Genomic DNA, 2,764 nt, shown 5'->3' with positions numbered 1-2,764 from the left:
GCCCGGGCCCCGCTCGGCGGGGGGGGGGCCCGCCCCCGGGTGCGGCGCCTTGACGCCCGCGGCCCGCCCGGCGCGCGCCGACGGCCCCTATGGCGCGAATCCGTATGCTCCGCAAGCGCATCCGGCGCCCGTGCCGGTGGCCGGTCCGGCGAACGGGGCGGCCCCGTCGCCTGCCTCGCCGTACCAGACCTCTGGCGCGCACCCGATCGCGTCCGCGCAGGCGGCAGATCCGACCGTGGTCGGGCCTCAACCGGGTGCTGCCACCGCCGCGGCCGCCGAGGCCACCGTGGTAGCGCCAGGGCCGGGCCTGCCGGCCGAGGCCACCACGGTCGCGCCCAGCGACGCCGGGGCCGTGTCCCCGAACGGTGGCGCCGGCGCGCGGGAGCCGGTCGTCTCGACGCACCCGTCCTCTGGCGCGCACCCGATCATGTTCCCGTATCCGCCGCCCGGCGTGCCGGGACGCACCAACGGCATGGCGATCGCGGCCCTGGTGACCTCGTTGCTGCTCCCGCCGCTGGGCATCGTGTTCGGCCACATCGGGTTGTCGCAGATCAAGCGGCGGCGCGAGGAGGGGCGCGGCCTGGCCGTCGCGGGCCTGGTCATCGGCTACCTGTACACCATCGCGGCGGTCGCGGCCGTGATCGCCGTCGCGGTGGTGGTGAACCAGGTGGCAGGCGACCTCGCGGCATACGACGACTACGACTCCGGCTACTCCACCTCCACCACCCGCTATCCCACGAGCACGCGCTCGACCACCACACAGCGGTCCACCCCCGGCTACGACCCCACCGCGCAGACCATCCTCGACGCGGGCGTGGGCTCGTGCGTCAATCGGGTGGTCGGCGCCGCCCTGGGCGGCGGCATCAGCGAGGTCACGGTCGACACCGCCACCTGCGGGAGCGGCTACTCCACCCACAAGGTGGTCGAACGCACCGACGACATCGCCGACTGCGGCTCCAAGCCATGGGTGCGCACCTCCAGCGACACCACCGCCACCGGCTGGATCGTGCTCTGCCTGCGGGCGGACTGAACCCGGGTCCGCGCGCGTCGAGCCGGCCGGCGCGCGGGGCCGAGGGGGGTGGTGGCCGAATATTCGGATGCTTGCTGTCGGTGGGTCCGGCAATACTGGCACACCCGATGAGTTCGCGCTCTGAATCCCGTCTGCCCCGGAGGTATCCCGCATGATCGCCGAACCAGCTGCCGTGCCAGCGAGATCGCGCACGCCGTTGGTCGTGCGGGTGCTGGTGCTCGCGACCTTCGTCGTGATCTTGAACGAGACCATCATGATGAACGCGATCCCGCGTCTGATGGCCGATCTCGACGTCACCGAACGCGCCGCCCAATGGGTGTCGACCGCCTTCATGCTGACCATGGCCGCTGTGATTCCCACCACGGGCTGGTTCCTGCAACGGGTGTCCACCCGCACCGCCTACGCGGTCGCCATGGGCGTCTTCCTCACCGGCACCGCGCTGTCGGCGGCCGCGCCCACCTTCGCCGTGCTGCTGATCGGCCGCATCGTGCAGGCAGGCGGCACCGCGGTGATGATGCCGCTGCTGATGACCACCCTGATGACGGTGGTGGCCGAGCGCGATCGCGGCCGGGTGATGGGCCAGGTCACGCTGGCCATCTCGGTCGCGCCCGCGATGGGCCCGGTGATCTCGGGTCTGGTGTTGCAGGTCGCGTCCTGGCGCTGGCTGTTCCTGCTCGTGCTGCCGATCGCGGGCGTGGTCACCTGGCTCGGCCTGCGCAGGCTGGAGAACGTGGGCGAACCCGAGGACTCCGCGCTGGACTGGATCGGCGTGCTGTTGTCCGGTTTCGGCTTCGGCGGTCTGGTGTTCGGTCTGAGCCGATTCGAGAGTGGCAGCTTCGCCGAACCCGCGCTGATCGCCCTGGCGGGCCTGGCGCTGATCGCCGCCTTCGTGTTCCGTCAGATCGGCAGGCAGCGCACCGGCGCCCCGCTGCTGGACATGCGGGTGCTGCTGCACCGCGACTATGCCATCGCTCTCGGCCTGATGGCCGTCGCCTTCCTTGCCATGATGGGTTCGATGATCCTGCTGCCGCTGTACCTGCAGAACCTGCGGGATCTGAGCCCGCTGGCCACCGGCATGCTGGTCATGCCGGGCGGGCTGGCCATGGGCCTGCTCGGCCCGGTGGTGGGCAGGCTGTACGACCGCTTCGGCGGCCGGGTGCTGGTGATCCCCGGGGCGATCGGCATCGCCGTCTCGCTGGCCGGCTTCACCCAGATCTCGATGACCATGCCCTACTGGCAGCTGCTGGCCCTGCACATCCTGCTGATGCTGGCCCTGGCCGCGACGTTCACCCCGGTCTTCACCGTCGGCCTCGGCGCACTGCCGCAGCCGCTGTACTCCCACGGCAGTTCGATGCTGGGCACCCTGCAGCAGGTGGCGGCGGCCTTCGGCACCGCATTGGTGGTCACCGTCATGTCCGCCCGCGGCACCGGTCTTGTCGCGGCCGGGTCGGCCCCCGAGGCGGCCCAGCTCGACGGCATGCGTCTGGCTTTCGGCGTGGTGACCGTCCTCGCGTTGGGTGTGATCGCGCTGGCCGTGCTGCTGCCCGCCCGTTCGCGGAGCCACGACGAGCCGGGCGAACCGAGCGAACCGGCGCTCGCCGTGCACTGATCTGCCCTCGCGGTGCGCGGTGAGAACAGCTCGGGGGGGGGGGGGGGGGGGGGGGGCCCCCCCCCAAAACCGGGGGGGTGGTTTGGGGGCGGCGGGGGGGGCCGGGGGGGGGGGGCGGCGGGCCA

At 72.4% G+C, this 2,764-nt stretch carries 2 protein-coding genes; both read left to right on the top strand.

Going from position 1 to position 2,764, the window contains the following annotated elements:
- A partial coding sequence (locus QH283_RS30225) for a DUF4190 domain-containing protein (RefSeq protein ID WP_348538310.1) occupies nucleotides 1-1,030 on the top strand: 1,030 nt, incomplete at its 5' end.
- Between the two features lie 151 nt (nucleotides 1,031-1,181).
- On the top strand, nucleotides 1,182-2,639 hold the full coding sequence (locus QH283_RS24750) for an MDR family MFS transporter (protein WP_280505339.1): 1,458 nt from the start codon (nucleotides 1,182-1,184) through the stop codon (nucleotides 2,637-2,639).
- Nucleotides 2,640-2,764 lie beyond the last annotated feature (125 nt).

This window comes from Nocardia farcinica (assembly GCF_029867845.1).
GTDB classification, from domain to species: domain Bacteria; phylum Actinomycetota; class Actinomycetes; order Mycobacteriales; family Mycobacteriaceae; genus Nocardia; species Nocardia farcinica_A.
This window is presented reverse-complemented; position numbering and strand designations above follow the sequence as displayed.

Excerpts from the sequence above, each read along its gene's own strand:
- QH283_RS24750 (WP_280505339.1), top strand. The coding sequence starts at position 1,182 with ATGATCGCCGAACCAGCTGCCGTGCCAGCGAGATCGCGCACGCCGTTG.